Here is a 26,466-nt window from a genome sequence, read left to right on the forward strand (position 1 = left end):
GTGACCTCCTGATCACCCACCCGAACCCCACGCAGCTCGCCAGGATCAACCTGACACTGAACACCGGGTACATCATCAATGATGGGCTCAAAGTAGCGCACCTGAGCAATCGACACCTCTTGGCGCAACTGCTGGATATAGCGTCGTAAGCTACGATCCGACGCTGGAATGGAACCATACTTGGTGCGCAGTTTACGGGCCACTTTAACCGCACTGAGTTCAGGAAACTCGCCCAACAGATACACCAGATAGCTGCGGTACTCATCCAGCTTTTTAGTACGGCAAGGATCAGACTGCTGCGCCTGAATAACCTCTTCGGATAAGCGCAGGTATTTACGTACGGTATTGCGAGAGATCGATAGCTGTTTGCTGATGGCTCGGACCGAAAGTCCCTGGCCGCTATCGTGCAGTGCTTTGATTTTATGAATCACAACCCACTCCTTCAAAACCCTTCCCCTTGTTCGTCATCATGAGGGGAAAGTACTGGTTTTGGTGGCCAAAGCCACCCTGAGGGTGGGTCAAAATTAATGGCCAGAGGTGGGTCAGTTTAGTTGGCCATTAACAGCCACCTCACGATCACGCGGCGACCGTTGAGAATGAATCCAACGTCGTCCCACCAAGAGAGCGGTTTTACTTCGGCCTCTGGATACTCATGAGGAATGAACAAGCCGCCATCGAGTCTCCATGGGTGGTGCCGGTGGTATTCACGCATCTTGCGGCGCAAACGTTCAAGGCGCGAGTTCTTCATTAGTAGCTCGCCTCTTTCAGGTGTCGGAAGGTCAGAACATACACCACATCGTCGGCCAGCTCGTGGCGGCACAGGGCCACATAACCGGAGTCCCAGAAGGCAATCACCAACTCGCGCAGCTCGGGCATTTCAGGAAACTGCCGGACAATGTTGGGGGATGTTCCCAGCAGCAAGAATTGCCGCTCGATGGCCTGACTGCTTCCGGGGCCTTGACGGCCAGGAACCGCCGGCACTGTTTCAATCCCTCCGCTGCGCCTTCGGTGACAATTACTTATGGCGCGCAGGCACCGCCCTTTCGTCATCGGTGCCCCAAGTGTTCAAGCACGTGCGCACTTCCTGGCCGTTCAGGAGGCCAAGACTTACTCGCGCTCGACGTGTACTGCTGGATGGCTTCGAGCATGATCCAGTACGACGAGCGGCCGCGCTGGCTGCCGAGGTGCTGGACGCGATTTTTCAGCGTGTCATCGATCTTGAGAGATGTTGCCATAGTGGGCTTCTCATCACATGGTAATACCTAGTGATAAGTTAGCCCCTTCTTACTGATCTGGCAACAGCCACTGATTCAGCGCTTCAAGAATTGCAAACGCTGCTGGCTTGGCTCTACCCACTGGGTTTTGTTTGCCATGAGTTTGGCAACAAGATGCGCATTGCCGGCTGAAAAGTCGTCCAAGAGTGCTGCAATCAGCTGCTGCATCAGTCGACCCAAAGCAAAACAGGCATCTCGGCGATGGAATTGAAGCGCCAATTGGGTGTGAACTATGGCACCGCTTGGATGGTGAAACACAAGCCTCTCCAGGCGATGAAGGAAGCGGATGACCAGCTACTGCTGACAAGGTGTAATGTCCAGACGGTTACGTTTAGCACGTAAACGCTGGCTAATTGAGCATGAAAAAATGCAGTGTCGAGCGCTTCTCATAACCACGAAATGAAACCATCGAGCTTTAAGAAAGATCAGGTCCTACAGATTAATGGGTGAGCCGTTCAATCATCACTTTCGTCTGCACTAACGTTCTGAAGCCGCCCCTTCTCCTCAAGTACATAATCAGAAAGCACCCTTCTGATGAGAGGCTGAGACCCTTTCAAACCATGCAGAACAGCGAGATCCTCCAAGTCGGCAATCAGGTCCTGACTCATCCGCAGCGTAATGGGCTGTAACCCCAGCGCTGCATCCAGCTCGGATGTATCAATATCCGCAACTTGAGCATATTGCTCATCTTGACCCAACCGGCCGGTCTCCCACGCCTCTGTTGTTCCCATAATTCGATCAATCATCATCTACACCTTGCAATCTGTGGCCTGAGCAAACAGTCAGGTCAATACATTGAAGCACCAAGGTGCATCAGGTCGACTCTTTGATGGCAGCATTTACCTCACTATATAGAAAGTAGCAGCTGCCATTGATTGTACGGGGGGTTGGCAATACCACATTCCCGATCTTCTGAGTGGTTTGCAGTGCATACAACACTTGACCCTCACGAACCTTCAACAAAAGTGCCACCTCTTTTGCACTCAGGTAAACATCGCCTTTCTGAGTAAAACGGCCCAAAATGCCTCCACAATAGATACTCGAACAGCGTTCTTTTATTACTGTCCGTGTACATTCAAAAGCAATGAGGCTTTTTTCCAGTGTTACTCTCGGTCTATGCTGACGGTCAGCGGACTAGATAAACCATCAACTCTTGATGACCGTCATCAGTACTATCCTAGCTCTCTCCTGACAAAAAGCCAGCTCTCCACTTACGGCTTTCTATTAAGCCGCAGGTAGTTGGTTTGAATCTGCTTCTTCAGGGCTTGATACCATGCACCAAGGTACTCGTCCTCTTCTCGCACCACATTGCCTAGACCTCTTTTTTTCGTTCTCGTCGGGTGCTTACAATAAATTGCAAAGCTGCTTAATCCCTTGATTTCCTCTCTGCTCCACCTTACACCATGGTCTGAACATGACTGCAAAATCCTACGGACTCCCAATTTACTGTCCTCTTCAAAACCTACCATCAGTGTCGATAGGGCCTTAGGCTTTTCCATGCGTTCAGTATCAATTTCAATAAAAATAAAGGGCAGCTCCTTGTAGTAAACAATTGCAACAAAGCAAAGTACTCGATGGGATGTGGTGGTTCTATACGCAGCCTGGCTACCACTTCTTGGAGAGGGTAACTCATAACAGTGAGTGTGCTCGCACTGGAAATTTGATTCCTGGCCCAGCCGCTCGACTACTCGTTTAAAGGTGTTGAATTTATCGGTGGGTGCCACCTCACGTAGCTCTGTTGGTACCTCATCCTCCCCATCATCAACTCTCACTCCAAGATCTAACTCCAGCCCCATGCCATCCTGCTGAGCATGGCCGACTGAAGTCTCCTCCTTCTTTACAGGTTGATCATGATCTACTCTCGCAGAGGTCTGAGGGACACTTTTTCCGTCAACAAGCTCTGTATTCACTACACGGCCAAAGGTAAATGTACCCCCCTCATTCTCAATTCGATTCAAGCGCTTGCCGAGTTTTGGAACTCCATGCAAGTTCAGCTCAGGATCAGGATCTGAGGGTGGGATAACAGCACTCTTACCGTTACCAGAACCGACTGGCTTACGAATACTATATCGAGGGTGAAATATCATCACTTGTTCAGGCGGCACAAAGCGGGGATTGTGGATACTGGTAATCTCATCCGCATACAGAACATTTCTGCCATGCTCATCTTTTAACTGACCGGCTCCACTTACCTTCCAACCAATCAAGTTGGGTGGGATAAAATTGAAGAGCCAGTAGTCTTCGCGGCTTTCTTGCCAGAGTGAATAAATTGAGCTGAAACTTTTTCGAGCATCATCATCTAGCAGTAACCATGCTATATGAGCCCGGCTACTGCGAGTACGCAGATTTGAAGGAGGGTAATCTGCCAATAGATGAAAACGTATTTGGCTCAAACCATTTTCTTTCGTTACCGTAGCCAACCCTGCCAGTCCATCAGGTCGGAACGCTGTCCGGGTAATGTGACTATCACGTAGAAACAGGACTCTCGCCAGCTCCAGATGTCGGACCTTGACCAAAGTGCCATCCTCGCCCTGCAAGCAGATCCAATGAGCACCCGATTGCTGATCCTGATAGAAGGTAGGGGGGGTAGAAATTACGACTGTACGCTCACATGAATGGCGTGGCGGTATCAGCTTTGCGCTCTCATACTGCCCTCCCACAACAAGAGATGGTATCAGCGCCACAGGCACTGCACTTACTGGTTGCCCATCAAAATGTACACTGATCAGTATCTTATTTCCAAAAATGGACTTTTTTTGAGTGAGCCCATCAACTTCTCTGAGGGAGACTCCTGCAGGAAATTTTTTCAGAGTGCTGCCAATGTTTGACTTCATCTCGGAGAATTTTTCTAGCAGCTGCTCGGCATGTTTCATTGCGGATGCCAGCCATGCGCTCGATTTCATATGTTGGAACCCACTGTCTTCCTTCTTCAATCAACTTGATCATAGTATGTGCCAAGCGCCTTGCTTGATACTCTTCAACGGTTTCTGAATAGCGGATCAAGAATGTAGCGCACAAAGGTAACAAGGCCAATTTTTTATCAAACAAGCTGGAGCAATTCAGTTGATTGCCATACCAGGACTTTGATCGCCTTGGCCCAGCACAATCAGATTGATATGATCGTTCAAGCTTGATCATCTCGCGAACCAAAGACCGATCACGCCTTGCCCAGTCCACCCTCATCCCTCTTGAAACTTTCAGTCTGGGTGGAAGGTTTTCCTTCAGCCAACTGCGATCATGTTTATACAACCAGATATATACCCTAGCGCCCTCCCGCTGAGCCCTGATGCTTTTTAATGAAGAACACTGACTCACTAGCTCACGCCATCCTCGACGATACTCACTGCATTTTGAGCCATCCTTATGTGGAACATCTGCCAGGGTAAAACGTGATACATTGCCCCGTTTCGAAGCTCGCCTGATAATAGCCTCAGTACTTTCATGATCAGGCGCTAAAGCACACCAGCACACAAGGTGTTCAAGGTAGCTATATGGGCGCCTATGTTTTCGGAATATTCCTTTCAACCAATGCTCATCTTTATTCAGGCCCAACCCGTACTTTTCTAACCAATCAGTTCCCCAATAGCTGAGAATCACTTCTGTGATATCTGCGTGCCTTACCGAGTTACCTTGTGTGAATCCCTTCTCTGCCGCCTGCCGATGGTAAAAGTGTGTCCAGTTATCATGCAAAGAGAAGTCAGGAGAAAGACATATCGAGGTAAGCAACTCCTGACATCGTTTGGCTAATACCAACTGTTTACTACTAGCGCTCCTGACCACCAACGGCCTTGGTTGCAAAAGCAACTGAGCACCAACAAATCGGTGCTGATGTATAGAGTGTAATGATAAATCTGTCTCCAACAACAGGCATTGATGCTTTGGACAGCACTCTATACCGGCACATTGAAAGAGACGTTGCCAATAACTATACCCATGCTCACGATGCTGCTCTTGCCAACAGATAGGACAAATTTTGTAGAGATCAGGCCATTTTACTCTTGATGCATTCACACCAGACCTGAGCAGGATGCAATTAGCAGCCCTGCCTACCAGGTTACCCACAAGCTGCTCGTACCTACGACGACCAACGAACGGCCTGAAAAGGGGCAGAAGTGTATGCTTCTCAACTACACTACGTGGGCTGACATTCCATAAGTGCCCAACACGACCCAATAGCTGGTTAATGTGCCCCTGGAACAGGGCTGAAGAGGTAATTAGTCGTGAGCCAAACAGTTGCTGAATGGCAACCTTATCGTCTTTGATACCTTGTCGATAGATGAACCGGGCAATAACACTGCCAAGCAGCTCGTCCTCATGGGCTATTGGGAATTGTTGAATCATCACCACATCCTGCTTTGATAGTACTATCATAGGACATAGCTCACGATTGTCCGCTGAAACCCAGCGAGTTAGAGCAATCGATTCCTCAATTTTTACATATTAGTCCCATTTAAATAGAGAGAATTCAGTCTTCTAATATTGCTGCCAGGCGAGCCAGAACTTCATCAATAATTTCCTCTGGCACTCGCTCAACCTTCTTTGCGCCCCGCCCATGAAGATCAAGAGATCTGACTGCGTTAACAAGAACAACGCCCTGTGTTTCGGTTCTGGCTCCAGTCAGGGACACCGCGAAACCTTGAAACCGAGCAAAATTCCCGCCCTGAGTTATAGGAGCAACAAGAGCTGTTCCGAGCTTGTTGAACTCGACCGGCGAGATCACCAGACAGGGACGAAAATCGAGTTGCTGTTCGCGCCCTACGGTTGGATCTAAGCTGACGCGAACAATATCGCCACGCTGGAATACAGGACGCTTCACAGAGCCTCCTGACCAACTGCTGGAGCTTCATCCCATTCACGCAACTTATCAGGGTAGGGTGCATTTTCGTCGCACTGCGCTACCAGTTCGCTGAGCTTGTACTTGGGTTTAACCTTGCAGGGTTTGATAACGATTTGACCACCCTGAACATCAATCTCGACACTATCACCTTCGTTCAAGTGCAGCTTTTCGCGAATTGCGGCTGGCAGGATTACTCCCGCGCTGTTGCCGATTTTTCGAATCGTGGTTCTCATTTTAACCTCGAATGTTATAACGCTGTATGAACATAGTATCGCTGATGGGCAGTGTTGCAACCCTGTTATAACATTTGTTTGACGGGCTTGACGCCGGGCCATATTGAATGACTGCTCACCGCCCTGGCGGGCGACGCTTCCAACATCACGAGCAGTAACCGGCAAGTAGCCAGATTTACACCGCCTCAACTGTCAGGAACCGATAGGTTTCCTTTCGTCAGAAGGTTCTAACTTCGTTGAGCAGATCGGGGTGACGATCCAGCAGATTGACCAGAGCCAGCGGCGGCTTTGTCTTGCCGTTCTCGTAGCGCGGTAGTTTTCAAGATCGTAAGCCCTATCGTCGGTCGTTTGACCCTTCATTCAAAAGTAGTTTGCCTGCCCTGGATAGTTCAACTGCCCTGAAAATGGTACTGGCAGAGGAGTACTTGCTTGGCCTGCTGTCACAGGTACGGGTAGCAATAGATCAGTTAAGCAACGAGTTTGTCGCTACACGCAAATACCCGGCTCAGCAGGGGCAGGGGAATCCCATCCAAAGCATTCCTAGTCTTTCCCCACAGTGGAATGACCTGACTCATAAACTAATAGAGATACATGTAGTGGTTATGCTCTTCGATGGAAAAAGCACATGCAGAACTAAATAGTCGGTACGCTTGGGGGCGTTGACCAAATACGAATTTAGGGTTATTCGATCATTGAATGAGAGCACCCCATTGGTCTTTCATCATCAGAAACAATAGTGTTAAACGATATTTACCGATAAGGCCTGCTCTAGCATGGCATCAAGGGTTACCTGTGAGTTGTATTGATACTGGTTTCGTCACCGTCCATCAAAATAGATAACCCTCCTTCTTTCAGCTAGTTATGCTAGATGTGCTGTGAGCAGAACCGTTTGATAGCATTTTGACAAAAAAATCATCATTTGCTACTTCATCAGGATTCTCGTCTATAGAATTTTGAATAATTTCAAAACCTCCGTTCGCAAATCGTTCAATAGTCATCCGAATTTTTTTCACCTCTTGAGTAACCATCGATTCATCAAAATTCTCGACGCCAACCATATCGAAGTCAGACTCCGCTAAAGCACAAGATATTAGCTGATTAATAAGGGGTCGAGGTTTCCAGTTTTCAATTTCCCAAAAATCTACTAACTTATCATCGGGTGATAAATCTAAAGGGCTGTTTGCATAAAGCCCTATAAAAAAAGCAAAAGTATAAAACTGGTATGCACTTGAGAATCCATGTCCTTCAATGTATTTGTTTTCTTCGGCACCACCTCCAAACTGAGCGAACCTTTTGACAAGACTGTCAAATTTAGAGAGATAACCAGGACGCATCTTATAGATTTTACTCTCTACTATATTCATACAAAAACCTCGTTAATTCTTACTGATAGATCACTTCGATCCTCACGATTTCCACCTGGGTATTGTGGATCGAGTCTATAAATTTTACCGAGCTTAACACCTTCCAACTTTTTTATATCACTGTCATTGAGAAAGTCGTATGTCATAACAATTGACTGTGTGAAATTATTACTCAAAGCATCATAGAAGCCTTGTGAATACTCAGAAGCCATTTTCGAAGTGGGTGCATCAGTCACCATAGAGTAATTCTTACTCCAAAGCACTTTAGATTTGAGTATTGCCATCATCAAAGAGAGCTTTACTAGAATGATATTCGAATCGTTTGAGCCGGATAGTGCAAACCCCTCACCATCAACAATCTCAGCTCGCACCATCTCGTCAGACACAATATTCAAGCATAGCCTACCGGTTATAGAACGATTACGTGCCGTCATTTCTGTAAATATCTTGTTTGCAGAGTTCTCAAGTTCAGCAACAAGCTCTGAAAAAACGAACTCTTTTGTTGAGCAGGTAAGACGTTGTAAAGCACCCCAAACTTCAGCTGCTAGTTCAACAGAAGCATCGACCTTTCCTTTAGATAGTTTTGCTTGCTCATTAAGGGCATCTACGAGGCCCATATTTACATCTCGAAGCTTAGCCTCAGCAACTTTGAGTAAGTTTTCATACCTAGTACGATTCGCTTCATGCTGTCTGAATTCAGCAACAATATTATCAGAGCTATCATCTTTCAAAAGCTCTTCGAACTCTTGGTCAATCGACTTCACGGTCTCACTAGCTGATTTAACGCTAGAACGTAGAGAATATATATTTTTGAATTCTTCAGGGATATTCTCTTTCAGTTTTTTAACTGAATGCCGGAGTTCTAATGTATTTTCATACAGAGTTTCAAAGAGTTTACTACAATCGTTTATGAAAGCATCCTTAACGTTCGGTTTTTCTCGGTTTAAAAGTGACTTTATACGCTCGAAGGCTTCAGAACCATCAGCCGCTTCGCGCCCACACACGAAACACTCATGAGCATCTAGCATATCTTGTACATGAACAGGGCGTGGCATATCAACAGGCAGCCTGTGTTTAGTTAGCTTAAGAGCTGTCAACGTTTCTCCATGTTGGTTATGGTATTCTTTGTATTTACTAATGAATTTTTCAGTGAAAGGCTCTACATTTCTCAATAGCCAAAGATCACTGAATAACTTTCCATTTAAGGCTTTTACACGTTGATCAAGAATAGCCTCAGCTTTTTTACGCTCTGATTCTGCCGCATCCCTTTTTTGTTTGAGCTGAATTTTTCTTTCTGCATCAGAGAGCTGACCAACTAATCGCTCAACACCCTCTTTAGCACTTTGAACTGCTAATTTGTAGTCTGCAATGTCGCGCTCTAGTCCTAGTATTTCAGTGCGATGAACAGATTCTTGTCGCGCCAGTCGTTCGGACTCCGCTTGATTATTGCTTGTATCTTTCCGCGCTTTACTAAGATCTTTATTAGCTTTCAATGCCCCGGATTTTGCTATTTCGATAAGCTTATCATAGTCGCTAATATCGGAAAGTAAATTGATCGTTTGCATCAAGGCAGACTTGTTAGACAAATTCATCAAACTATCAACTTGCTCACCCTGAAACCACATGTAAGGTTTTAAGTGGCCTGGAATTACTCTTGAGAGAATATTTTCGTGATTATGAGACCGTACAATTTGAGGAGTACTATTCTTTATCTCTTCAATTAAAAGCTCTGAATCTCTATTTCCTAACCACTCTCGCTCAGAGATTTTTTTAGCCTTGTATATTCGTGTAATTCTAAATTCGCGTTCCTGACTATCGATTACATGTAAGGTGACTTCAGCTCTAGCTGTACTGTCATCTTGTGTCAAAGACTTAGCTTTGTCTGAAATTATTTTTTCCTTATATTGTGATGTAGGAATAAATACTCTCGTATCAGATTGAAAAATCTGGTTGTATATCACCCAGTAAAATGCATCAAATAACTTTGATTTTCCTCCACCATTATTGCCTATAATTAAGTTAACGCCGCTAGAAAAATCCATTTTGTTATCGTGGTGCTCACCATAATAACACTGGAAATTTTTTAAACTTATTCCGTTTATAATCAATGTCTTGCTCCTCAACTATAACTTTTCAAAACTGTGTTTACTGCCTTTATGGTTGAAGTTGGGGACTGCTCTTCGACTGAGCTTATAATCATACGCTTTAATGCATCAATTACCGGGTCATTTGTTTTTGTCGAAAAAGATACATTACTTAACTCTTCAGCAGTAAGATTGCATATTTCAAGCGTAAGTGGATTTGTAAGAAACTTGTTGAGCATATCGTCTCTCTTAGTCATGTTACTGCTCCGCTAACTCTTTTTGAAGTGCATAAATGTTTAGATTGTATCGCTCAGCAACTTGTGTGAGCGAATTCATTACATCGTAGTAGTTTTTTGATAATGATGCAAAATAAACGACCCGCAAAAGCTCATCACTTATTAACTTATTCTCTAGCGCCTGATCTATATTGCTCATTCCATTTGTATCTGGTGTTACGATTAGATCGTGAATGACAGCGTGGACTTTATCAGGATGTTGTCGCAATACACGTCCACGCCTTTGGATAAACTGCCGAGGATTTCCTGTACTTGAGCAAAAAACTGCAGTCTCAGCGCGAGGTATATCAACTCCCTCATCTAAACATTTCATAGAAAATAAAGTGTCTATATTTTCGTTCTCAAATTGGCTCATTACTTCATCGCGATTTTCGGTTTCAGATGTGTAATGATGTGCTTTTCTATTAGGAGCCTTCTCTTTAAATGCTTTCATGTATAACATCAAAAGATTAACCCCATCTGCATTCTCTCCCTCAGGTGCATAAACGAAACAATAAGAAAGCTTATTTTTTTTCTCAAGGTTTTCAATAATTTCGCTGAATGCATTCAGTTTGTTAACTGCTTTATGAATGACCCTTCTACGCTCTAGCAAAAGTATTTTTGCAAACTCAGGGTTGAAGAATGTACCTTCATTGTGATTGAATAGCCTTGACAGCTTTGCAGATATCTCTGCATATAGCGCCATCTCTTCTGGAGTTAATTCGACAATGTGAGGAAAGTAACTATAGCGACACAAGACTCCTTCGTCTATTGCGCGCTCCATGGAAAAAGAATAAACGTATGGCTCTGAGTCGCGAAAGTACTCCTCAATCAATTTATTCCCTTCTTCGTCGAACCTCCTTTTAGGGGTAGCAGATAGTGCTAGTCTTTTTTCGAAAGGAAATATTTCCAAATTCTTTTTGATGCTATCCCGTCCGAAGTTGTGAGCTTCATCAGCAATAAGCAGCGTTGTATTAGGGAACTTAGCTACTTGCTTTAACAGCTTTTCAGATGTAAAAGTATCGTATGTAGATATCAGAACAAAAGAAGTCGTTGAATCAAAAGAAAGGCTTGTATTCAGCAGGCCTATCTCATCTGGCCAGTTTGAATTTCCTGAGTACGCAGAGAAAACGTTGGTAAAGTTAAAAGCCGCAACTTCTGACTGCCATTGAACGATCAGCGCTTTTGTTGGAACTAGGATGACAGCTTGATAAAAACCATATTCTTGATAGTTTCTTAAAAGGCAATTAAGAGATGTGATAGTTTTCCCTGTACCAGTAGCCATCGCAAAGATACCACAGGAACCGTTTTTCAACCAAGCTTGATAAGCCTCGGATTGATATCCCCGTGGGCCTTGTGTATATGGAAATCTTGGACTGGTACGATACACAGTGATCGCTTCTTCGAGTCTCTTTTCATGCTTTCGCAAGATAGGATTGAGCAGCAAATGATCCGACTGTATTAAGCTACGCTCTTGCTCAAGTAACTCTTCAACCGTCCGCTCCTTTCCTAAGCTCAACGCTGCATCAAGAACTTGCTCAGGTGACAGATAAGTATAAGCATCATTTTCCTTGTTAGTTATGGAAGCAATATTCTTTAGCCTCTTATTGCATCTGTCCTCATCTGACTGACTGAGCCATGATCTCGCAATGGAAAGGGACTCGCCATTTTCGGTCAACCCATTTCCTGTGAAGTTACAGCTACCCGTAAAAGTTATCGTGTTTTCGAATTTATCTATAAATACCCCTTCTTTGTAGTGCACCATCCTTGCAGGCTTAAGCATTACCGGCACTATAGTTAGCCGCCCGGCCTTTGCTAAAGACTTTAGGCAATCGAGAAAGTGCCGACCAGGATCTGTTAGCTGCTCATAAATCCATTCTGGATCATGAAGCTGCTTACCACTCGGTAGCTCGGAAGTATCATTACTTCTATCCTGTAGCAAACCCAAATCTCTTTCATAGAGAAAGTGATTAGTCGCAATTGACATAGAACCGCCATTAGCTACGAATTGTGCGAATCCGTAAGCCAACACCTGAATTGCCGAGGAGCTAAAGTATCCAAGTTTCAGGTAGACTTCACGCGAGTAAGGTAGCACACTTAGGAAGAAGTCAATAGGGATTGGTCCATCGTCTGAACTATACTCCCCATCGAGCGGCAATTGTAAGTCCGTAAAATCGTCCATCTAGCAGCAAACTCCCTTATCTGTATTAGTCTAGATCTCGATCTGACAGCGGGTGGTGTAGGATGACTACTGTCATGTCTGATTCAGCTTACGAATGTTCCCTTCGAGACCTGTTGCCCACCATGATAGGTTTCACTTGGCATTCTGCCATAGCACTTTTGTCTCTGATGGGTACGTTCATTATCATAGAGCTCAAAAGTGTGAGTTTAGATCCTGCTTTAATTAATGAGATATTGTCAAATTTGGTACTCATCTGCTTGGTCAGTAGGCGCTCTTGTAGGCGCTCTTCTAGACGTATGTTGGCGCCTCTTCCCGATTACACGCAACAATGCAAAAGTCTCTAAATCATCAGCATAGGCTTTTCTCTTGCCCCCCAGAGTCTTTCCTTCAAGGTTACTAAAGCTCAAAGGAGAGATGGCATGCTAAGCCCTAAGTAACGCCACATGATAAAACAACTTAGCCAGAATGGGTAAATATTGTGGATATTACCTACTCTATCGGTTGTTCAGGAGTCACTGTCCGGACATTACCCTTTGTCAGCATTAGTTGATTGCCAGTTATAGGGTAGCAGCTCAGCGATGTCTGTGTTTCTCTGTGTCGGTAGCCGGCTCAATACATCTTTCAGATATGCAGAAGGTGACTAGATTAATATCATCACAGCTTCTACAGCCGGCCACTGTGTAATGAGCCTGTTAGAACATCCTGGTGCCCAAGGCCGGTTAGAGCTTGCTACCAGATACTGTTGATAGATATAGCGCCATCACCCAGTAGCAGGTCAGAGCCTCCTAGCATTTCAGACTGTGTAACCCAGCACTTTCGCAGAGACGCTGCCACTAGGTACTTTCCCGCTCCGTTGTGTGACCTGGGAACAGTGTCCCGGTCACAGCTTCAAGTAAGGTCACCTACCTGCAAATGATGTGACATGAGTCAGAAGAAAAGCAATTCCTATACAGCTGGCTTCAAAGAGTCAGCTAGAGCGTATTGCAAAGGCTGACATGCATTGCTGTTGCCTAGGAGTACTGAGCTAGAATGTTCATGAAAAAGTGGTGCAGATTCGCTTAAGGAAAGAGTATTGGTTTAGCGGGGCTTTCAGTTTTCAGTTGATCACTGTAATTACACTCCTAAATAGTAAGTATTCGCAGCTGAAAGCATTTGCGGCGATCTGGCGTTACTTCCAACATTCTAGGTTCGAAAAATGAGCTGGCCTCACTTTCACTAGTGAATAAAAATACAGTACACTTCAATTCTGGAGGATGTCTCCAGGATTGAAGTGGAACAATGTATGAAACCAAGATTTACCGGGCATGATACCTTTCCGTTGCGTCACGGATGGTTGTTCAAAGCTATAGATATCATTAAAAACAATGAATTACTCTCTGTATCTGATAGTGATCAGGCTTCTCGCACGATAGAAATATTGGGTGTGGGCAAGAATATGGTGAATGCTATCAGATACTGGGCAGAAGTCTCTAAGGTTGTTGAAACTCGTCTGGTTAATCGTTCATCAGTACAAGCGGTAACGTCACTCGGTAACTATATCTTCGATCCACAGACTGGCTTAGACCCCTATCTTGAGGACGTAGGTACATTGTGGCTGCTTCATTTTCTACTCTGCTTTGATGATGAACAGCTAACGGCATACAGGTATTTTTTCAACTACTCGAATAGTATTTACTTCGATAAGAATAAATTTATCAATGATTTATTGGATGATCTTGTCCGCTTGACTGGCTCGGCATCTGTCAACAAAGCTACAGTCAAGAAGGATGTGGACTGTTTTTTGGCTACCTACGCTGAGAAGCATCGTACTGCCTCAAAGAATAAAACTGTCGACGAGGATCATTTCGCCTCGCCACTTACTGAGTTAGGACTCGTAAAAGATTTAGGTAGGGGGTTTTACCAGTGCGACCTCGACGATAGGCCATCCCTGCCACTCAGTATCTTTACATTTGCGCTAGTTGAGTACTTCAAATTTGCTAATGCAGAGTCACAATCTCGACAGGTTAGTTTTGAGGATGTACTTACTAAGCCGTTGTCTCCTGGAAGAATTTTCAAGCTCTCTGAATCTGAGTTGGGACGATTGATAGACGAAGCTGTATCTGAGTCAAACGGCAGCATTGTTTGGGTGGACTCTCTTGGTCTGAAACAAGTCGCTATCGATGCGACCCTCCTAGAGAATCCAAAAGACTTATTAGATGACTACTACAGGGGATACAAGCGATGAAGCAACCTGTACAGATCAGCAATCAATTCAAATCGTCAGCTCGTGTTACGGAAACGAATTTTGAGCCAAATGAATTCCTTAAGAGTTTTGTTGCTCACGGCACGGTTCTTCAGACAATTGATAACCTGGGGGCAGAGATCGCGGGCTCACGGCAGCGAACATTTACAGTTACCGGACCCTACGGCTCTGGAAAGTCAACGCTTGCCTTATATCTAAGTTGTTTGTTATCGGAAGCTGACGCCATTCGGATGAGTGCGCTTAACGCAATGGGTGCTGGCAGTAGTTCACTTGCACAGTTCAAGTCTAATTTCGCTTATAAAAAAGGTTGGTTGGTTGTAAAGCACCTCTGTGCACTCACATCTCCAGTTCACGCAATCACTAGCTCGATACTGAAGGCTACGGGCCAAGAAGTAGAGTCCGTTGAGGCACTTTCCGAGGATGAGTGCTTAGTTCAGATTGAAGAGGCTTTATCAGCGTCTATTAGGCGTCATGATGGCGTATTAATTATTGTTGATGAACTAGGCAAGGCCTTAGACTATCTCTCAAACGCTGGTAAGGATCTACACTTTTTCCAGTCTTTTGCTGACCTAGTCCAAGAATATGAAAACGTTGTAGTGCTTGGATTTTTGCACCAGTCTTTTGCGGCTTATGCAAAGGGACGCGATACACGCACACAAAATGAGTGGGGCAAAGTTCAAGGCCGCTACAAGGACTTTGGATTCAATCCTAGTATTGAGGAATCTCTTTACCTAGTCTCCAAATCGTTTGTAGTAGACTCCTCACTTCATAGAGCTCTAGTAGAGCATGCAACTGATACACTTGAGGTAGTAAAGCAGCATTTCCCTATTGGTAATTCATCTATTTTAGAGGGTGTCTTACCCTTAGATCCCGTAGTTGGGCTTTTGCTCGGGCCAATTTCTAAGCGCAGCTTCTCTCAGAACGAACGAAGCCTATTCAGCTTTATCGCGACACATGAGAGATATGGCTTTAGGGACTACCTCAGTCAGCAAACCCTTTCTGATTATAAGTTCGATACGCTATATCGTATTGATAGTCTTTGGGATTATTTGTACCACAACCTGGGACATGTCATCTCAGCTTCCGGAGACAGTAAAACCTGGCTAGAAGCATGTGACGCTGTTGAGCGTGCCAGCACAATTGGCGAGAGTGTCCATAGCTTCATCACTAAGCTTGTTTCTTTGCTATCGATGGTGGGGCGTAGTAGTAAGCTTTTTGCATCCCGACAGTTCATAGTTGACTATATTGTTTCGCTACCCGAGTACGATTTTAGCGAGGCAGATGTAATTGATGCACTAGCCTTGTTGGAATCTAAATCAATAGTTATCTATCGGCATAATCTAAATAGCTATCAAATCTTCAGAGCTAGTGATTTAGATATTAACCGTTTGATACTTGATTGGGTCGAGCGTGTGAAGGATGGCTTTGACTGGGTTGCCTACTGCAACTGCGATAAGTTAATTCTTGCAAATGCTCACTACCATCGAAAAGGGGTTATGCGTTGGGTGGAAACGCAGGTCGTGAGTGGAGTCGGACAAGTTCAGATACCTAACGGTTTAGCCGGTACGTCTTTTGCTAACTTTGTGCTTCCAACAACTAATGAGCTGTATACCGAGCTTTGTATGCAGTTCGATAACTCACGTCATGTGGTTATCGCTAAGCCTGAACGCATTGAGGAACTTGAGCAATCTACTGTTGAGCTTATTGCACTTGAGAAGATCGCCAAGGAAGAGTCAGATAAACTGAGTCGAGATCCAATTGCCAGGACAGAGATTGAGAGCCGGGAGAAGCTTGCAAGACTCCGGATTACTAAACTTTTAGACCAAATTTTTCAGGCAGCACAATGGCGCTATATGGGCTCACCACTTGATGGCGTATCGCTTACTGCGAAGGTAAGCCGGGTTGCAGATGAGATCTACTCAAAGTGCCCCGCTGTCCACAATGAGCTAGTTAACCGAATGAAACTGTCAGGGACAGCAAATTCAGCGCTGAACAAGTTAATGTTAGCAATGCTGTTTGATGATGGAGAGGAACAGCTTGGTTTGCCGGCAGATACCTTCCCGCCTGAAAAAGGTATTTATTTAAGCTGCTTGAAGGCGAAGGGGTGGCATACACCAGGTCGTAATCCTTGTTTCGCCAGTGGTTGGTTAGAGTGTGAGAGCCCTGAAAGTTTGCCCGCTAGAGAGCGCGACGTATTCGAGCTATGGCGCGCTGGATGCGACTTCATTAAAGTGCGTGGTGATCTAGTAGTTATCAAAGAACTATACGAACATTGGATGGCTCCTCCTTTTGGCTTGCCGCTAGGTCTTTGTAAGCTATATGCGATGGCATTACTTAAGTCTTTGGAGGCTAATCTGGCGTTCTATGACTTTGACTCTACCAAGGATTGGATCTATATCCCTGAACTAGATGAAGAGCTTGTAACAAAGTTTATTCGCTACCCTGCGGAAGCAGGTGTGCGTTTCTACGAACTAGCAGAAACGGATATGTTGTTGGTGCATCAGATTGCGCAAGCGTCCGAGTCTGTGGATCAAGAATCGATTCTTGCAACCGCGCGCTCGCTAGTAAGACAGGTGCATGCACTTCCATCATGGGTTAAGCGCACTTCCGGTAAGAACCTATTCCAGGTTGGTGGTGAAGAGCATCTAGACGGTCTAACTAAGCGGTTTCGTGACAAAGTGCTCTCGGCAAAAGACCCGTTTAAATTGGTTCTGGAAGACATACCTTCTATCTTCAGTGATTCGAAAGATCTCACAAAAGGTCTTCGGCAGACGCTGAAGGGGTTGCTAGAGATAGATGCCGTCCTTTCAAATCAGTTTAAGGTGACGGTTTCGCAGCTTCTTGATGATGAGCCTGGTGAGAATTTGAGTGCTCGTTGTGATGCTGTTGCTCGCACAGCAAGCCGTCCTGAGATCGAAAATTTCGCAAAACGTGTCAAACAATGGAGTATTAGTCCAACACAAGCGGCACTTGATGAGCTCATCTCTTTAGTTGTGGGTGTGCGTAAGGAAAGCTGGACAGATGAACGCATTAGCGCAGGGTATGATAAAGTCCGCGAGCTTTGTATCCAGTTCAAACGATACGAGACATTCACACGAGCATCCAAAAAAGGTGGCTCAAGTACACGACCAGTGTCACTTATCTTCGAGAATACTGAAGGTCTTGCGGTCGAACTAGAACAGTTTATTTCTGAAGGTAAATCGGAAGGGTCTCATCTTGCTGAGGTAAGATCTGTAATAGAGTCTCAGCTACAAAGTTTTTCAGATGCTGAGCGAATTCGTGTGCTAGTCGAACTGCTAGCTAAAGAGATGAAGCCAGTTGGTTGCGAGGCCTAGTGATGGAAAAAATAAAACACGTTTTGGGGCTGTCTGGTGGCAAAGACAGTAGTGCGTTAGCGTTATATGTGAAAGAGACTCGGCCTGACCTCAACGTGGAGTACTTCTTCACAGATACGGGATATGAGCTTCCTGAAACTAACGATTTTATTGATCGGCTTGAAGCTAAGCTTGGTCATATTCACAGATTAAATGCTAAATCGCTAAACGGAATTGAGGGACGTGGAGAGCTAGAATTTAATTCTCTACTAAAGAAAAATGGCAACTACCTCCCATCTCAGCGTGATCGCTGGTGTACCGTAGAGCTGAAGCTCAAGCCTTTTGAAAAGTGGGTTGACGGTTTTATAGCAGATGGCTACAAAATCATGAACTACGTGGGGATTCGTGCTGATGAACCCCATCGTTCAGGATTTATGGCCATAGAAAAGCCCATTGAGACTGTAATGCCGTTTCGGGAAGACGGTATTGTTAAGTCAGACATTGTCAATATATTGCGTCGTAATGGGTTGGATCTGCCCGAATATTATAAATGGCGCTCTCGCTCGGGCTGTACATTTTGTTTTTACCAGCAGAAAATTGAATGGCTTAAGCTAATGGAGAATCATCCTGATCTTTTCGAGGAGGCTAAGCGCTTCGAGAAAGGAGATGATGAGAATTCAACAGTCGGTGAGCGCTTCTACTGGATGGGGCAAGGTGAGCCGCTGGAAACATTGGAAGATCCGATTCGTCAAGCCATAATTCGCGAAAATCATGAGAAAAAAATAGCCCGATTCAATAAAAAGAAGCGTCGAAATGCTCTTCTTGAGGATGAAAATATCATCGCCTGTACTCTTACTGATCTCGATGAGGCATATGATCTTGTTGAGGGAGGAGGAGCTTGTATCACTTGCTATAAATAGTTACCGTCTCGTAAAAAAAGCCATGCTCTCTGCTAGTCGGTCCACATTGTCGGGTACGAGAGTATGGTGAAAGCTAATTCGCAATGTTCGTTCTGCCATATTACGCTGCATACCTATAGCTATTAGCACGTGAGAAGCCTGGATCTCTTTCGATGAACAAGCAGAGCCTGTTGCTAGTATGAACTGCCGTCCTGTTTCACGTAACAGTCTTGATACGTCGGTATTAGGTAGTGTAATAGAGAATAGAGAATCAATAGACTCTCCATTTATTTGGAAAGGAACACCTAAACTTTCAAGTCTATTTAGCAAGTGGCTTTTCAGCTGAAGTGCTTGAAGCTTCCGGTAGGCAGCGGGAAAGTGTTTAACTGCTGCTCCAAAACTTGTAATTAGCGGGGTGGCTAACGTTCCACCGCGTAACCCCTCTTCTTGTCCAGCTCCATGAATGACTGGCTCAATATCCCTAGCTCTGCGGTCACGAATGTAGACTGCTCCAATGCCTTTAGGCCCTCCAATCTTATGCGCAGATAACGACAGGTAGTCTAAATTCATGTCATCAACGTCGATTGGTAGCTTGAGAAAACTCTGCGCGGCATCCGTATGCAGTTTTATACCTCGCTCAAAGCATAGCGCACCGATCTCTTCAATCGGATTTGCTGTGCCAAGCTCGTTATTGAGATGCATGACCGACACTAGACTGGTGTCATTTTCTAATACCCTTTCTAAAGCTTCAGGTGTGACAATGCCTTTGGTGTTTGGATGTATTAGAGATACGTTAACGTTTGCGGTTCTTTGGAGATAGTCTGCGACTGCATGGACGCACTTGTGTTCAATACTGGAGATTACAAGGTGTCGTTTATCTTTACTTGCTGGCTCATAGAAATGACTTTTTAAGGCTAGATTATTTGATTCTGTAGCACCACTAGTGAATACGATCTCGCTGGGTAAAGCGCCAATAGCATCCGCAATGAGCTCTCGGGCATCCTCTATTTTTTTGGCAGCAGCTTCTCCAGCTAGATGTGCGGAGGATGGGTTAGCTGGATGCTCTTTGAAGCATCGCTGTAGCTCATCTAACGCCTCAGGTAGTAGTGGATAAGAAGCTGCTGAGTCGAAGTAAATCATATTATCTGTTATTAAACCTTATAGAGGCGGTATCCGCGGATCTCTAGTCCTAGCTCGCGTAGCTGCCAGTCGAGTTCAGAACGCATCGGACCAAACTCTTTATCAGGCTTCATTATACCTGTCGCTGCGAGCTTTTTATCAAAACTTAACTGTTTTTTATGATCCTCAAAGCTCTCATCGATGTAGCGACTTTTCCAATACAGAAGCGGAGGTTTGTAGGGTTCTACGTAGTCGAAAAAATCGACATCTTGGTCGCGCATTCGTACTTTTATGCGTTCAACTAGCTTTGGTAGGGGGGAGCTATCAAACTCTTCATACACCATAAAGCTAACTTTGCCTGAGGTGATGTGAATCTTGACTAGGTCAATGCCTTCCAGTTCACCAACGAGCTGAGCTGCACATCCAACATAGATACGAAGCTCTGGTGCAAGCTGGTTGAGATAGCGCTCATGGAAAACAAGAGAGTGGTTGGTATTGAGCTGACAAGCTGGCAGTTCTGTTGCCGATTTTTCGCAGAGTTCATTTATCAGTTGTACATTAGATACTGAGAAAAGCGCCTCCTTGGCATTTTCGATTGCGTTTTGATAAGTGCCAAAGAAAGCTTTAATATCCCTTTTCATGCCTTCGGCCATATGAGTGTATGGCTTACGTTTACCAAAAAGACCAAGAGCAAAGTAGACCAGTAGATCTTCTGTTCTGAGGCTACTCGCTAGTTTGAGATCTTCTATATCCGCGGTTGCTTCGAGAACCTGTAAAGCCTTTCTAGGGCTACCAAGAGCCTCTTCAAGTGCCTTTGGATCTTCTAGCTCATCTAATGCAGGTAGACGACCTAGCTCTAGGCAGGTTGACCAAAAAGACTGAAGTAGTGGTTGGTGCTTAGCAAAGATTACAGCCGCTGCCTTGCTACGAGACTCGCGGTTAGATAAGTGGTTCCACTCTCTATGACGACGCTGCCGTTCTGAGAGATAGCTCTGTTGCTCGATGGGGTCTCTAAAGACATAAAAAATTCCAGGTGCCACAGCAATGGCATCTACTTCTAGCGTGCGCTCGATAAAGCTTTGTAACTCTGACTGTGAGTAATATTTCTGAAAAGTATTCTTCGATGTCAGAATACCATCTTTGTATGGTTTGAATTTAGATATGGTAGCTTCTCCAGCTACCATAGCTGAAACAACTAAAATCTTGTTAGCAAGGATATATGCTTTCTGTAGTGCTTCGATACGCTCATCGATATCCTCAATAACATTAATGACGAAGCCAATATTTACTACATCAGCTTCGGTAATATCAGCATCGGGCCTAAAGTTTGGATCCCACCCCATAGCCGATAAGCCATGTGCTTCTAACTCACGAAGGTCATCACCTTTACCGCACCCATAGTCAAAAATTGTGTGATTGCCATCTAGGTATCCATGCTTAGCAAGACTTTTGAGTGGCGTTGAAAGCTCATAGCGAGTGATAGCAGTAAGGTGTCTGTGGACTTGCTGTATATCATCTAATAGAGCGACACTTGAACTGCGCACTAGGCGTCCATCGATAAGGCAGTAGCCCTTATCACTGATTAATCGTAGCCAAGTCTGTTGGAACCCAATTTTGAATGGATTTTCGTATAATCCCGCATTTTCGCCCTCCTCAGTGATCTCTTTGAAAAGGGCATGATGAGGATCGCTTTCGAGGATCATAAGCTCTTTTCTGTGCAAAATCGGCGGATTTTCCGAGTCCTCGTAGTTAGTTTCTTTGGTAGAGAGTTTAGATAAATCAACAAGAGTGCTCTTTTTTAAAGCGGGGTATGAGTCAGTATAAAAATCGGGGTAAGAGAGGAAGGCTACCTTAAACTCCTTGCGGTGGAGCTTTACAAGATCCCAAGCAGTATCTTCAATTTTAAGGGCTTTTGCTACAGTAGCACAGAATCCGTGTAGCATTGGCGCGCTATGTTGAAGAGCTGATTTGTGTAAATATACCGCGTCTGGAAGTTTTTTTCCGATAGGCAGCTGCTTTATCCAGTAGGCGAAGTTTTCAGCGTGATTATCCATAAGAGAAAATTTCTACATTGTCCAAAGCTACGTTTAAATGCAAATAATTACCCATGCATTTATATATACTCAAGCAGATCAATCACCACACCTTTCTTTTTGAGGTTCTGATAGGTCTGCTCTGAGTCATCATCTCGCATTAATCTCAAGTCATGATCCACATATGCTGGGTTTAACACCTGTTTCTTTGGTTTTTGGGTACTAGTGGTCGAGGTAGTTGTTTCTACCTTACTGTTCATACTCTGGATGTGGGCAAGCAAACCCAGAAGATTATCCTTTTCATCGGGCCTTTCATCCAATGCCTGCTCTGCAATAATAGGTGCAATATCATCACCAATACCTATCTGAACCAGTAGAGCAGTCAATCGCTCCTGCATACTGCCTTCTTGCTTGGTGACAGATGCCTGTTCATGCACCAGAGCGATTGGTGCTGCTGAATAGCTGGTATTTCGGATTGATTCCTTTGGCAAATCAAGATCATCATATTGCAGGATCTGTTCCTCGCGACCGCTTCGCAGCGCTGCAATCATCGGATGAATCATTGCCAGCTCTTCCTGGTACACTTTTGTAACAAGAGCACGATCGATGATCTCACGATTAGCAACTACAGCTCTGGCTTGGCAAAGATAGAATAACGAAACAGCTATATGAGCAACTCCTTGAGTATAGTGCCAGAACAATTCCATCATCTCTTCCGTGAGTGGCGTGGGATGCTTGAACCACTGTAACTTCCAGAGCCTCTTAATAAAACGCTCCCACTCGCCATCACTTCCATCGACATCTGTCCGGGCAAATCGCCCCCAATCTAGACTGCCAAACTGAGCAGCCCTTCGAGCAGATCGCATTGTCGGCTGAAATAGCTCCAGCGCTTTAGGAGTTCCGACAAAGAGAACCGGGACCTTGATGACATTGGTCAGTGTAACGAAGAAATTCAACATCTTGGCTGCTCCCCCAGAGCGAGACTTTTCCAGGTGCTGAATCTCATCTATGACAAGTAATCCCAATGAATGCAAAGCCGAAACACGAGCCACATCTCCTAGCATTGACTCAGCAGAGGAACGACTCTTCACGTACAACTGCTGGTAATCTGTACTCAACGCATCATCAACAGCTCTGAAAAAATTTGTACAAAGGTTTTTCACTGAGCCATCATGTGGACACTCCACCTTCAACCACACCAGTTGCACATGCTGGTACTCAGGATGAAAAATAGCCTGGGGATAACCTTTTAATATGGCTTCAACAGCTGTTGATTTACCAGTTCCAGAGCATCCGATAACAGAGCTAACCAATGCTTCATTACCGGCATTTCTGGCAATGGCTGCAAAGTCTGTCCGGCTCGCGTCATCAAGATTTCTTTGGTAATCAATTGCCGCTATATTTCTACTCAAGTACCCTCGACGAAGCATCCCGGAAATCATTTGCTCCAACTGAAGATGTGATTTAGTCGGATAAAGGAACTGGTCCAGAATTCTCATCATCGCATGACGTCTGATATGGGCGGACAGTGATTTTTCAGCTTCATCTACTCTTGGAAAGCGTGACAGCAACTGAGCAGTTTGCTGAGGCGAGTTAATTGGCGGCAAAGCATTGATCAATGGATGCCCTTGATACTCCTGTATTTCAGCCGTCCTGTATTCAGCTAAGGGCAGTTTAATCATCCTCTTCCTCCAGGAAGCTATCCATGTCGGGGTAGTCAAGCTTGTCATTGATCGTTGAATTTTTTTTGAGCGGAATCACTTCAGCTGGCTTGTTAAATTTTTCAGGTTTAGCCCCTCCATGAATACTCCGCTTCCTTTCTGCCTCTTTCTCTTTAACCCTATTCTGGCGTATACCCTTCAGCCTTTGCGTATCTGTCATAGAGGTTTTGCTTTCCTTCTGTCTTTTCTGTGCCGCGGCAACAATCTCTTCGACAGCAGCTATTACATCGGGCTTTTTATACGCCTCAACCTCCTTTGCCAGAGCATTGGTACGCCTCATTGCCTTCAGAACACCAGCGGCTTCAACAAAGCTCATATCTCGAAAGCGTCGACTCCGGTCTGATAGTTCACACACCCAATAGTTCTCAAACGAATTGTCTGGTCTCAAGTAAACGGTATTGGTCTGTCGTGGGTCGAAGGCTATATCAACTTTAGAAGGACGATTTTGTCTGATTCGCTCAAACCAACCTGCTTTTACTGCTTCCCTACAGGTGTAAACCATCCCTTTAAAGGTAATACCCATATTTGACAAGGTGCCGGTCTCGTAAGGCAACAAGTTGATTCTAGACAACATTTCATCACAGGGGCGCAGCTTACCTGTTCGATTCTGGATGCCCCAATTCCATAGTTCTTTGGGTATAGACGGCAAGTCTACCGGCATGTCTGGAGCAAAATCGTAACCCTTTACAACGTGTATCATATTGTGGTTAATTACAATATTAATCAATATCTTAGTAAAATCGGTAAGACTAACGACTGCATCCAGTTCGTATCGGTAACCTATGCGCTTTTTCCCGTTAACAGGTTCAACAATCCCACCAACATAAGGGCGAAATTGGCTCTGTATTGTTTTGAAGTATCGCTCACAGACTGACTTATCATCTCCACGATATGCACGAGAGTTGCTTAGTTGTATCCCAAATCGGTTCACCAACACATCAGCCTGACGATAAAGAAGCTCTCCGCGGTCAGCCATGATTCCAGCAGGGATTCCTGCACTTGGCCAATCCTCATTTCTGATTGTGATCCCATACTCTTGGCAAAAAGTCTTTTTGTCACTGAACGCATTAGCCAATGCCATCATTGCAGCAACCCACGAGGGGTATTCCAACCCAACGTACATACCAACAACCATACGACTGAACACGTCCGTTACAAGGTAAATGACAGGCCGACCAATAATCACGCTCGGGTCCCTGTCTGATACCAGGTAGATATCAGCTATCGTGGCATCGATTTCATAGCGTGCTCCAGGACCAAAATTCAGGTTACTCGATGTGCTGGTTAAAGTACGTATGTCTTTTTGATAGATCCGGGAGGGAGTTCTTATTTTTGCAACATCAGAGGGTAAATAGTTTGTTCTATAGAAATACCGGAACTGAGCCATTGTCGGTACAGATGACTTATCCGCATTTGGAAAGCGCGCTTTGTACAGGCCAACAGCCTTATCCTTCGCCGCAGTCAGGGGGAGCTTCTCATTTACAAGGAAAAAACCCTCAATTACCAACTGGAACAATTCAGCCACCTCATCCGTGACCAGCACTCCAACTCCAGACGATACAGAGCGTTTGCGACCCAACTTGTTCTCGATTTCACGCCGTTTTCTGCCCTTTGCCCCACATTTTTGAAAGTCAGGTGCTAATGCATTAGGCACCATACCACGCTGCCAGTAGCGACGAAGTTGCCTCGTAACATAAAGCCTTGGTTTATCAATGCTAGATAGCAATTGTCCTATGAGCTTGTTTCGCTCTGCCTTTATAAAGAGTGATGTATAGTTATTCAGTAGCGGTTCAATAACCATCCACGCTTCATCACGCCTCAATGCTGCTGGGCTGCCTTCATCCACACTCGGTAAGGGGTAGGGATCAGATATCAGTTCAAATTCAGCCTGTTTCAGTTCCTCTTCAGTAATTGGAAAAGGCCAGCTTTTATCACTATCGATATCGATCAACATTAAGTCATTGATCAGCTCAAGAACCACTCTGTAGCGTCGTCCAGTATGAGAGTCTTTGAATACCTGGTTAAGAAGCATTGTGAGATACTCCGATTAAGCGTGCATCCCTGATTACCAGGTCCTCTAACGTCCAGCTATGAAATGGTTTGTTCATCTGGGCACAAACAAATCGGTTGGCTAAGGCATACCGAAAAGTAGTTAAATGATATCCCGGTTCCACACCGTACTTATCGTCGAGCATTGCACACAATCGAGTAACCTTTATATTTGGATACTCACTTATCCTATTCAAAAGTCCTTGAACATCATCCATCGAGATCTGATGATGGAGTCCGTTTTCTTCACTCAAATAGGGCTGTATCCAAAGCAGATTTTCACGAAGACCGTCGGAAACCTCTCTTTCAGTGAAAATTTTCCACTCGGTGTTGCGTGACTCCCAGTAAAATTTTTCGATTTGCAGCTTTTCTATGACTCGCGGCTTAGTCAGCTCCGAAGATGATTTGACTGCTATGGCCAATTTTGATCCACCTGAAAAGTCGATCAAAAGATCAGTAGTAACCACTGTCAGCTTTCCACGAACTTGAGGATGACGAATCCCGAGCTGTGAACAGATATCCAATGTATTTTCTACAGCTATGGGAAACTGTTCCCTGATATCAATAGTTTGCTCATGCTGGTCAAAAATGAGAAAGGCGAGAAGTTCGATACCGGACAGCAAGTGATGAACTCGACCAACCGTTGCACTGCGAATACGGACGCTTTCACCTTGGCTACTCAACTCATGAACCTTAATAAATGGTTCATAGTCACGACCGTATCCCTTCCCTCGGGATAGAAGTAATTTCTTGTGCTTGGGGTCGATAGGCTTATTGGTATCTGACATAAAAAAGGCCTCCATATGCGCCAAGCATAGCAGGAGGCCAATAATTATCAAA

At 44.9% G+C, this 26,466-nt stretch carries 20 protein-coding genes and 4 pseudogenes; 4 read left to right on the top strand and 20 right to left on the bottom strand.

Annotation, left to right across the window (positions count from 1 at the left end; translation table 11 throughout):
- The 4 genes and pseudogenes from F7R27_RS13260 to F7R27_RS18925 all read right to left on the bottom strand — a co-directional run.
- A pseudogene (locus F7R27_RS13260) lies at positions 1–431 on the bottom strand (helix-turn-helix domain-containing protein); the annotation flags it as partial.
- Between the two features lie 116 nt (positions 432–547).
- On the bottom strand, positions 548–748 hold the full coding sequence (locus tag F7R27_RS13265; protein ID WP_151704756.1) for a hypothetical protein: 201 nt from the start codon (positions 746–748) through the stop codon (positions 548–550).
- On the bottom strand, positions 748–876 hold the full coding sequence (locus F7R27_RS18920; protein ID WP_276612565.1) for a hypothetical protein: 129 nt from the start codon (positions 874–876) through the stop codon (positions 748–750). Before F7R27_RS18920 ends, F7R27_RS13265 begins: the two co-directional genes overlap by 1 nt.
- Positions 877–1,310: 434 nt before the next feature.
- Positions 1,311–1,442: a hypothetical protein gene (locus F7R27_RS18925; protein WP_276612566.1), complete on the bottom strand. Its 132-nt coding sequence runs from the start codon at positions 1,440–1,442 to the stop codon at positions 1,311–1,313.
- Positions 1,443–1,448: 6 nt separating this feature from the next.
- On the opposite strand from F7R27_RS18925, the pseudogene F7R27_RS18810 reads away from it, so the two are divergent.
- Positions 1,449–1,568, top strand: a pseudogene (locus F7R27_RS18810) (IS1595 family transposase); the annotation flags it as partial.
- A 161-nt stretch (positions 1,569–1,729) separates the two neighbouring features.
- Here F7R27_RS18810 and F7R27_RS13285 read toward each other — a convergent pair.
- From F7R27_RS13285 to F7R27_RS13335, 11 genes and pseudogenes are all read right to left on the bottom strand, one after another.
- On the bottom strand, positions 1,730–2,020 hold the full coding sequence (locus F7R27_RS13285) for a hypothetical protein (protein ID WP_206060512.1): 291 nt from the start codon (positions 2,018–2,020) through the stop codon (positions 1,730–1,732).
- A 465-nt stretch (positions 2,021–2,485) separates the two neighbouring features.
- Positions 2,486–4,147 carry a Tn7-like element transposition protein TnsE gene (locus F7R27_RS13290; protein WP_151704757.1) on the bottom strand — a complete coding sequence of 554 codons (1,662 nt, stop codon included), beginning with the start codon at positions 4,145–4,147 and terminating at the stop codon, positions 2,486–2,488.
- Positions 4,044–5,615: a TnsD family Tn7-like transposition protein gene (locus F7R27_RS13295; protein WP_168927507.1), complete on the bottom strand. Its 1,572-nt coding sequence runs from the start codon at positions 5,613–5,615 to the stop codon at positions 4,044–4,046. Before F7R27_RS13295 ends, F7R27_RS13290 begins: the two co-directional genes overlap by 104 nt.
- A gap of 124 nt (positions 5,616–5,739) precedes the next feature.
- Positions 5,740–6,090 carry a type II toxin-antitoxin system ChpB family toxin gene (locus tag F7R27_RS13300; protein ID WP_151704759.1) on the bottom strand — a complete coding sequence of 117 codons (351 nt, stop codon included), beginning with the start codon at positions 6,088–6,090 and terminating at the stop codon, positions 5,740–5,742.
- Positions 6,087–6,344: an AbrB/MazE/SpoVT family DNA-binding domain-containing protein gene (locus F7R27_RS13305; RefSeq protein ID WP_151704760.1), complete on the bottom strand. Its 258-nt coding sequence runs from the start codon at positions 6,342–6,344 to the stop codon at positions 6,087–6,089. The genes F7R27_RS13300 and F7R27_RS13305 overlap by 4 nt, the downstream gene beginning before the upstream one ends.
- 217 nt (positions 6,345–6,561) lie before the next feature.
- A pseudogene (locus F7R27_RS19010) lies at positions 6,562–6,645 on the bottom strand (hypothetical protein); the annotation flags it as partial.
- Between the two features lie 550 nt (positions 6,646–7,195).
- Positions 7,196–7,708: a hypothetical protein gene (locus tag F7R27_RS13315; RefSeq protein WP_151704761.1), complete on the bottom strand. Its 513-nt coding sequence runs from the start codon at positions 7,706–7,708 to the stop codon at positions 7,196–7,198.
- Positions 7,705–9,816: an AAA family ATPase gene (locus F7R27_RS13320; RefSeq protein WP_168927508.1), complete on the bottom strand. Its 2,112-nt coding sequence runs from the start codon at positions 9,814–9,816 to the stop codon at positions 7,705–7,707. The genes F7R27_RS13315 and F7R27_RS13320 overlap by 4 nt, the downstream gene beginning before the upstream one ends.
- An 11-nt stretch (positions 9,817–9,827) precedes the next feature.
- The gene (locus tag F7R27_RS13325; RefSeq protein WP_151704763.1) at positions 9,828–10,049 is read right to left on the bottom strand and encodes a hypothetical protein; all 222 of its coding nucleotides are present in this window, start codon (positions 10,047–10,049) and stop codon (positions 9,828–9,830) included.
- 1 nt (position 10,050) lies between these two features.
- Complete coding sequence (locus tag F7R27_RS13330) at positions 10,051–12,249, bottom strand: DEAD/DEAH box helicase family protein (RefSeq protein WP_151704764.1); 2,199 nt, start codon at positions 12,247–12,249, stop codon at positions 10,051–10,053.
- A 526-nt stretch (positions 12,250–12,775) separates the two neighbouring features.
- A pseudogene (locus tag F7R27_RS13335) lies at positions 12,776–12,886 on the bottom strand (transposase domain-containing protein); the annotation flags it as partial.
- Positions 12,887–13,531: 645 nt separating this feature from the next.
- Between F7R27_RS13335 and F7R27_RS13340 the strand changes: the two are divergent.
- Genes F7R27_RS13340 through F7R27_RS13350 form a run of 3 tightly spaced genes read left to right on the top strand, consistent with a single transcriptional unit; the run spans position 13,532 to position 18,725 of the window.
- The gene (locus tag F7R27_RS13340; protein WP_151704765.1) at positions 13,532–14,473 is read left to right on the top strand and encodes a DUF4007 family protein; all 942 of its coding nucleotides are present in this window, start codon (positions 13,532–13,534) and stop codon (positions 14,471–14,473) included.
- Positions 14,470–17,826 (top strand): hypothetical protein, encoded by a 3,357-nt coding sequence (locus F7R27_RS13345; protein WP_151704766.1) that lies wholly within the window; start codon positions 14,470–14,472, stop codon positions 17,824–17,826. Before F7R27_RS13340 ends, F7R27_RS13345 begins: the two co-directional genes overlap by 4 nt.
- A gap of 2 nt (positions 17,827–17,828) precedes the next feature.
- On the top strand, positions 17,829–18,725 hold the full coding sequence (locus F7R27_RS13350; protein ID WP_206060513.1) for a phosphoadenosine phosphosulfate reductase family protein: 897 nt from the start codon (positions 17,829–17,831) through the stop codon (positions 18,723–18,725).
- Here the strand turns inward: F7R27_RS13350 and F7R27_RS13355 are convergent, their stop codons facing one another.
- From F7R27_RS13355 to F7R27_RS13375, 5 genes are read right to left on the bottom strand one after another with little or no spacing between them, the layout of a single operon-like run.
- Positions 18,726–19,844: a cysteine desulfurase family protein gene (locus tag F7R27_RS13355; protein WP_151704768.1), complete on the bottom strand. Its 1,119-nt coding sequence runs from the start codon at positions 19,842–19,844 to the stop codon at positions 18,726–18,728. It lies immediately after the preceding gene.
- A gap of 11 nt (positions 19,845–19,855) precedes the next feature.
- Complete coding sequence (locus F7R27_RS13360) at positions 19,856–21,877, bottom strand: DNA phosphorothioation-associated putative methyltransferase (protein ID WP_151704769.1); 2,022 nt, start codon at positions 21,875–21,877, stop codon at positions 19,856–19,858.
- Positions 21,878–21,936: 59 nt separating this feature from the next.
- Entirely contained in the window at positions 21,937–23,538 is a 1,602-nt protein-coding gene (locus F7R27_RS13365; protein WP_151704770.1) for an ATP-binding protein, read from the bottom strand.
- The gene (locus F7R27_RS13370; protein WP_151704771.1) at positions 23,531–25,609 is read right to left on the bottom strand and encodes a Mu transposase C-terminal domain-containing protein; all 2,079 of its coding nucleotides are present in this window, start codon (positions 25,607–25,609) and stop codon (positions 23,531–23,533) included. Before F7R27_RS13370 ends, F7R27_RS13365 begins: the two co-directional genes overlap by 8 nt.
- A complete protein-coding gene (locus tag F7R27_RS13375) occupies positions 25,599–26,414 on the bottom strand; it encodes a TnsA endonuclease N-terminal domain-containing protein (protein ID WP_151704772.1) in 816 nt (271 codons plus the stop codon). Before F7R27_RS13375 ends, F7R27_RS13370 begins: the two co-directional genes overlap by 11 nt.
- Between the last annotated feature and the right edge of the window lie 52 nt (positions 26,415–26,466).

This window comes from Nitrincola alkalilacustris (genome assembly GCF_008973755.1).
Taxonomy (GTDB): Bacteria; Pseudomonadota; Gammaproteobacteria; order Pseudomonadales; family Balneatricaceae; genus Nitrincola; species Nitrincola alkalilacustris.